General features: G+C 46.7%; 10 protein-coding genes and 1 riboswitch. Of the genes, 7 read left to right on the top strand and 3 right to left on the bottom strand.

Annotation, left to right across the window (positions count from 1 at the left end; genetic code table 11):
* Both IH879_18355 and thiC read left to right on the top strand, forming a co-directional pair.
* A partial coding sequence (locus IH879_18355; protein ID MCH7676887.1) for a CoA pyrophosphatase occupies positions 1 to 536 on the top strand: 536 nt, incomplete at its 5' end.
* Between the two features lie 122 nt (positions 537 to 658).
* A riboswitch (TPP riboswitch) is annotated at positions 659 to 755 on the top strand.
* A gap of 85 nt (positions 756 to 840) precedes the next feature.
* On the top strand, positions 841 to 2247 hold the full coding sequence (gene thiC, locus IH879_18350) for a phosphomethylpyrimidine synthase ThiC (GenBank protein ID MCH7676886.1): 1407 nt from the start codon (positions 841 to 843) through the stop codon (positions 2245 to 2247).
* A 282-nt stretch (positions 2248 to 2529) separates the two neighbouring features.
* Here the strand turns inward: thiC and IH879_18345 are convergent, their stop codons facing one another.
* The gene (locus IH879_18345) at positions 2530 to 2820 is read right to left on the bottom strand and encodes a DUF4143 domain-containing protein (protein ID MCH7676885.1); all 291 of its coding nucleotides are present in this window, start codon (positions 2818 to 2820) and stop codon (positions 2530 to 2532) included.
* 15 nt (positions 2821 to 2835) lie between these two features.
* On the opposite strand from IH879_18345, the gene IH879_18340 reads away from it, so the two are divergent.
* The 3 genes from IH879_18340 to IH879_18330 all read left to right on the top strand — a co-directional run bounded on the left by IH879_18340 (position 2836) and on the right by IH879_18330 (position 4437).
* Positions 2836 to 3072, top strand: a complete 237-nt coding sequence (locus IH879_18340; protein ID MCH7676884.1) for a hypothetical protein — start codon at positions 2836 to 2838, stop codon at positions 3070 to 3072.
* Positions 3073 to 3838: 766 nt separating this feature from the next.
* Positions 3839 to 4108, top strand: coding sequence for a transcriptional regulator (locus tag IH879_18335; GenBank protein ID MCH7676883.1), 270 nt, complete (start codon positions 3839 to 3841; stop codon positions 4106 to 4108).
* Complete coding sequence (locus IH879_18330) at positions 4105 to 4437, top strand: type II toxin-antitoxin system RelE/ParE family toxin (protein MCH7676882.1); 333 nt, start codon at positions 4105 to 4107, stop codon at positions 4435 to 4437. The genes IH879_18335 and IH879_18330 overlap by 4 nt, the downstream gene beginning before the upstream one ends.
* Before the next feature lie 143 nt (positions 4438 to 4580).
* On the opposite strand, the gene IH879_18325 is transcribed toward IH879_18330, so the two are convergent.
* Positions 4581 to 4997, bottom strand: coding sequence for a hypothetical protein (locus tag IH879_18325; GenBank protein MCH7676881.1), 417 nt, complete (start codon positions 4995 to 4997; stop codon positions 4581 to 4583).
* A 25-nt stretch (positions 4998 to 5022) separates the two neighbouring features.
* Positions 5023 to 5412, bottom strand: a complete 390-nt coding sequence (locus tag IH879_18320) for an alpha/beta fold hydrolase (protein MCH7676880.1) — start codon at positions 5410 to 5412, stop codon at positions 5023 to 5025.
* A 77-nt stretch (positions 5413 to 5489) separates the two neighbouring features.
* Here IH879_18320 and IH879_18315 point away from each other — a divergent pair, with 77 nt between their 5' ends.
* Positions 5490 to 5600 carry an AraC family transcriptional regulator gene (locus IH879_18315; protein MCH7676879.1) on the top strand — a complete coding sequence of 37 codons (111 nt, stop codon included), beginning with the start codon at positions 5490 to 5492 and terminating at the stop codon, positions 5598 to 5600.
* 154 nt (positions 5601 to 5754) lie between these two features.
* Positions 5755 to 5896: hypothetical protein (locus IH879_18310; protein ID MCH7676878.1), on the top strand; the 142-nt coding region annotated here is incomplete at its 3' end.

Below are 5896 nucleotides of genomic sequence, written 5' to 3'. Positions count from 1 at the left end.
AAGGCTACATTCCCGCAGCAGTCCTGCTGCTCTTTTTCGAAAAAGAGCAGCAAAGCCATTTAGTTTATATCCGCCGGACACACGGCATGAACATCCACAGCGGGCACATGGCCTTCCCGGGCGGAAAAATCGATCCCGAGGATGACTCGAGTTTTGCGACTGCAACCCGGGAGGCCTCTGAAGAAATTGGTGTGGACGAAGACCAATATACTTATTTAGGGGAGATGGGTTTTTTCGACACCCTGATATCCAGCCACGATGCAGCCGCTCATCTGGCCTGGTGCCCTGAACAGCCGAAGTATAAAATCAACGACTTTGAAGTAGCCGAGATCGTTGAAATTCCTCTGGACGTTTTGTTTGAACAATTTCAGTCCGACTTGGATCTTGCTGATTTTGAGCGCATGAAATATTTAAATTTTCAGTACTCGCGGCCGGGTTCTTCCGAGGTGTTCAATCTTTGGGGACTGACGGCGAGAATTACGCATCATTTTCTTCAAGGTGTTTTTGAGCTTTTGTCGATGAGCGCTGAGCGATAAAGCCCTTCGACGAGCTCAGGATAAACTCCGAGCGAATTTGTTGGTACGCTTCTCGCTCTTCGCACTTCGTTTTTTCGCTTCTCGAAAATGCTTGCATTTCTAAAATCATTTCACTTACTTCAATAAACCCGTAGGGGCGCTGACAAAACCGTCGGCTGAGAACTGTCCCTTACACCTGATCCAGATAATGCTGGCGTAGGAAACGGTGACAATGAATTCTTTACAATCTCTCATCGAAAACTTAGACCGACTTTTCAACACTAATTGGTGAATGCGGTCTTTTTTATTTTAAGGAGGATTAAAGATGAAAAATGGTAAACAAAGCAACGGCAGCATCACCCAGATTGCCCAGGCACGAAAAGGAATTATCACGAAAGAGATGGAGTTTATTTCTAAACGCGAAAACGTTGAGGCGGAATTTGTTAGAAAAGAAGTGGCCGAGGGGCGGGCAATTATTCCGGCAAATATTAATCACCCTGAGTTAGAGCCGATGATCATCGGCAAGAATTTTCTGGTGAAAATAAACGCCAACATTGGCAACTCGGCAACCACTTCCTCGATTGAGGAAGAAGTGGAGAAGTTAAACTGGTCGGTAAAATGGGGGGCCGACACCCTGATGGATTTATCCACCGGCAAGCAGATTGTTGAAACCCGCGAAGGCATTCTGCGAAATTCACCGATACCGATCGGCACCGTGCCGATTTACGAAGCATTGACATACGTGAAGTCACCGGAGGAGTTAACACTGGAGATCATGCTGAAAGTCATCGAGGATCAGGCCAAGCAAGGTGTAGATTACATGACCCTTCATGCCGGCGTGCTGCTGCGCTACATTCCTTTGACCGCAAACCGGGTCACCGGCATCGTTTCCCGCGGCGGCGCGATACTGGCTAAATGGTGTCTCTACCACCACAAAGAAAATTTTCTCTACACTCATTTTGAAGACATTTGTGAAATCCTCAAGAGATACGACGTTTCTTTTTCTTTAGGCGACGGCCTGCGACCCGGCTCCATTGCCGACGCCAACGACCGGGCTCAATTCGCGGAACTTGATACTCTGGGAGAATTAACTGAAATTGCCTGGAAGCACGATGTGCAGGTCATGATCGAAGGCCCGGGCCATGTTCCGATGCACCTGATCAAGGAGAATATCGACAGGGAGCAGAAGGTTTGTCATGAAGCGCCATTTTATACACTGGGTCCACTGGTGACCGACATCGCCCCGGGTTACGATCACATTACCTCGGCCATCGGCGCGGCGATGATCGGTATGTACGGCACCGCCATGCTCTGCTACGTGACGCCGAAAGAGCATTTGGGTTTGCCTAATAAGGAAGATGTTAAGCAGGGCCTGATTGCTTACAAAATCGCTGCCCACTCAGCTGATTTGGCCAAAGGCCACCCGGGTGCGCAAAAATGGGACGACGAGATTTCCAAAGCGCGCTTCGAATTCCGCTGGGAAGACCAGTTCAATCTCTCCCTCGACCCGGAAACCGCCCGTGGCTACCACGACGAAACCCTTTCGCACGATTCTTTCAAAGAGGCCAGGTTCTGCTCCATGTGCGGCCCGCAGTTCTGTTCTATGAAAATAACTCAGGACGTGCGCGAATTTGCAGAGCAACAGGGTTTGGAGGAACAGCAAGCCCTTGAGGAAGGATTACGGCAAAAGGGTGAGGAATATAGGCAGGCTAGTGAGGTTGGGGTTAGTTGAGAAAGTCTTATATGCTTTTCATAAAGGGCAATTGACAGAAAGCAGGCTTAGATCCCGCGGCTGCCAATTGCCTTTTACCTTCAGGATAGGATATTTTTTTTAAAGGAGATTTGGTCGGTCAGAAATGGTAGACATGAGAGAGGAATCCCAAATCCGAATGACCGAGCCGTGGTGAGCCCTTCGACAAAGCTCAGGACAGGCTTTTTCGAATCCGTCCCCAACTTCATTTTGGGATTTTGGATCTACAGTGGCATATTTTGAGTTTTATAGGAATTGTCCGGGCTAAAGTCCGAGCGCTCTCAAACCTTGTTTCCAATAAAGGGCGCGCACAGGGCCAATCTTCTGTGGCGTTGAGTCGAGGGAAAGGAGATAGGGTTCGCAAGCCGAAAACTCACGGCAAAAGCTCTCGAGGTGTTTTACCATGGATGGCTGGATCTGGGTAGCCGACTTGATTTCAACAAGCGCTATAGGCTTACCCGGGCGTTCGACGACGAAATCGACTTCCGCCCCGTCGTGGGTCTGAAGATATGAGAAGCGGTAGTCACGCTTCTTGTATTCATTGTGCCGCTGCATTTCCAGGAAGACAAAATGCTCAAAGGCCTCTCCGAACCCTTACGTTTGCGGGAGAAGGGGAACGGTCAGCGTGCGATCGAGGGCCCGTTTTACACCTGTATCGAAAAAATAAAACTTGGGATTTGTCAACTGCCGTTTTCTGAGGGAGCGACGGAACGGCGGCAGCACAAACCCCAGCAGGGTGTCTTCAAGGATTTGAAAATACGATTGTACCGTTTTTGTGTCGACGCCAATATCTCGCGCAATCTTTGAGAAATTCAGAACTCTTCCGTTCATCTGCGCGGCGACTTCGAGAAAATAACTAAATGGTTCCAGTTTGCGAATGATCTGTTCATTCCAGACTTCTTCCTTCAGATACGTTCTACTGTAAGCTTCGGTTCCTCTGGCCCCAAAGAGAAAAAAACTATGTTTTGCCCGGAATTTTTATGATTCTGTGGAACATACTCCATAATATTAGCGAAAATATGGAGTATTGTCAATAGAAAAAACGCCTTTTAAGAAAAAATTGTGGTGAGTTAAGGGAAAATATATCTTCTGAAGTGAAGTTCGCAAAATTTCTGCGGTGAATAATCGGAATGGTTGATATTATTTAAGTTAGAACCGCAGGATTTTTGAATTGACGATTAATTAGGTCGAGAAATTGGTGTAGGGGCACATTGCAATGTGCCCCTACGGTTCTATTTATCTTTGCCAACAATCTGCACTGCACCCTCCGGCCACTCGCCGTTCAAGAATTTCTCAACAGCAGGATAGAAAATATCGGGCTGCTCAACGAATGGCAGATGCCCTGAATCAGGAATTCTGAGCAGGCGGGCATTGGGAAGGATTTTGGTCCACTAATAGTAGTAAACTTCGCTGCCCACTCTCACACCGATAGAGTTGGTGCCGTCCCAAACTGCTGAATGATATCCGGACCGTACCAAAGCCGAACTGTAAAGAATAATAAATTATATTGCATTATAACTATACAATGCTTACAATAAAAAACCGATAATTTATCAGAATCAGGAGTTTTGTTATGGCTTCTACGAATGTGAATGTACGGTTGAGCGGCAAATTAATGGAGCACCTCGAGAAACAGATTTCCGATGATGGGCTTTTTGAAAACGCAAGTGAGTATGTGCGTGACCTCATTCGCCACGATTTGCAAGAACAGGAAAAAGCCTGGGACTGGCTTCGCAACCACCTTGAGCCAGCGATCTTAGCTGATGATAGCGAATATATAAAAGCTACCCCGGCGGAGATCATCCGCGATGCAAAAGCTCGCTACCATGAAGAAAAATCATGAGCAAGTATCTGCTGTACCCAGGAGCCAAACGCGAGCTTGAGGACATCTGGTATTACACAAAGCAAAGGTGGGGAGAACAGCAGGCCGACAAATACATTCATGAAATAGATGCTCACATTCAAAAAGCTGCGGCAAGACAGATTCCGTGGCGGCGATTGCCTAAACAGGCGCTTCTTTCCGAAATCGACGTTTATCAGATTCATTACAAACGACACTACATTTTCTTTAGAAAGCTGAAGAATGGCGGGCTTGGGGTAATGTCCGTCCTGCATGACGCAATGGATATTCCAGGCCGGTTGCGAGAAATATTGGCGAAGATGGATTCATAGACCTGGAAAACTTTAAAAAGACAACCTAAAGGCTGATAGATGAGGGGAAAACAAAAGGTGTTCAAGCCCCGACTCATCTACTATAAGAATTAAGGAATCGGGGCTTGATGGGTGAGGGGGAAACACGCTGAAGCGTGAACACCCTAACCCTCCGGCCACTCGCCGTTCAAGAATTTCTCAACAGCAGGATAGAAGATATCCGGCTGTTCAACAAATGGTAAATGACCTGAATCAGGGATTTTGAGCAGGCGGGCATTGGGGAGAATTTCAACCCATTCTTTTGCAGAATCCATTGGAATGGCATCTTGTTCCCCTTGAATGGTCAGCACCGGCATGAGCAAATTACTCATATCATCCCGCCAATCCCAGTCTCCTATTGATTCATACATTTTTGACATCACGAAGTCAATATTTTCCGGCGATTCATTCTCCAAATTAGAGTGGTCGCCCTGAATCCGGTCAATGGTTTTAGGATTTGCCATCATTGCTGCCAGCCGCAGTCTATCGACCATTTTGCGATAGGTTGCTGAGGTGGTTATTTCTTCAATTCTATGCTGCATATTTTGCAGACAGCCAAGACCAAGGCTATTCCATGCGCGCTGCGCGTAGTGTGAGAAACTGTTGCCAATATGGATTCTTTCTGGGTGGAATGGGACCAATCTGCACCACCCGGTCGACTTGCTCCGGACGCTCTGCGGCATAGAGCGCTACCATGGCGCCGAGGTAAGACCAGCCTATCAAAGACATTTTCTTGATGCGAAAATGTTGACGGACGTCTTCAAGATCCGACAAACTATATTGAATTCCTAAGTGTGTTGTGTCTGAAACTGCTTCAGAACGACCCCGGTTACGAGGGTCATAAAAAATGAGTGTCAGTCCGGGTGAGAGTCTCTTGAATTTCTGTACCAGGAAAGCGGCTGCAGGTACAACAACCGTATCCGGCCCGGTACCCACCAGGCAATAGTACGACTGCACGCCGTCACTGGTCCTTATGGTGCCTTCCCTGGATTTTTTTATTGAGTGAGTGATTTTTGTAAATTTGAAAAAATTAGATTCTAAGTATTACCCAGATTTGCTACGATGTCGGTTTTGAAAGTCGAAGTTCCTTTAGCTTGCTGTTCCGTAAGCACTTCAAAATCCCGCCTTCTAAGTTACGCTCGTAATTTTAAGCCCTTCAATAACAAAATAGCAATATCCAAGAAATCCTTTTTGTAAATTTTCAGTAATATCGGTTAATGAACATCCAGGGATAAAGAAGGGTGCAAGTCCGCACTCTTCCAGCCTGGATATTTTTTTAACCTAAAAGGAGAAGTTGTCATGCAAAATTCATCTCGTCTTTCGCTTTTTTTGATGCTGGCACTGTTGAATTTGAGCTGCGGGGATGATACTGTTATGAACACAAGGGGTGGTGAAGAAGGACTTCGAATTAACGAGGTTCTATATTCAACTGCAAATGATC

It is taken from the genome of candidate division KSB1 bacterium, assembly GCA_022562085.1.
Lineage (GTDB): Bacteria > Zhuqueibacterota > Zhuqueibacteria > Oceanimicrobiales > Oceanimicrobiaceae > Oceanimicrobium.
The sequence above is the reverse complement of the archived record's forward strand: the minus strand, read 5'-3'. Positions and strand labels throughout refer to the sequence as shown.